The organism is Streptomyces polygonati, assembly GCF_042650325.1.
GTDB lineage: Bacteria > Actinomycetota > Actinomycetes > Streptomycetales > Streptomycetaceae > Actinacidiphila > Actinacidiphila polygonati.
The window spans coordinates 1-507 of record NZ_JBHSBB010000063.1 but is presented as its reverse complement, the minus strand read 5'-3'; the positions used below and the strand labels follow the sequence as shown (position 1 = coordinate 507).

The following is a 507-nucleotide window of genomic DNA, read 5'->3' as shown; positions in this document are numbered from 1 at the left end:
TGTTCTCCGGAATCCGCGGCGCCCAACTCGCCGCCAGAGCCACCCTCATCCACGCCGGACCCCTCCCCGCCCGCCACGGCCAAGCCCACCCCTTCCGCGACCTGGTCACCGGCCTGGAAAACGCCCTCGACCTACACGCCCACCGGCCCGGCACCCTCCCCCGCATGACCAGCCACCTCCACCAACGCACCGCAGGCCGCATCGGCGCCCTCACCCGGCTCATCCGCCAAGCAGCCATCATCGCCATCCACGACGGCACCGAAAAAATCACCCGCGTCACCCTCGACGCGATCACCCTCGACCACCACACCGAACAACAACGACGCCCCACCCGCTAACCCACCCCCACCACCCACCCTCAACCCACTGACCAGGCAAAACGCCTTCCAGCAGCAAAAAACGCCCGGGCCATCAGACCCAGACGCTCCGTACAACACCCACCGAACCACTCACAAAAACTGGAACAACCCCAGACCACACCCCCCAAACCCACCCCAACACCCGTTC

General features: G+C 66.7%; 1 pseudogene. It reads left to right on the top strand.

What is annotated here, in order from left to right:
• Positions 1-338: pseudogene (locus ACFO3J_RS35930) on the top strand (ATP/GTP-binding protein); the annotation flags it as partial.
• Positions 339-507 lie beyond the last annotated feature (169 nt).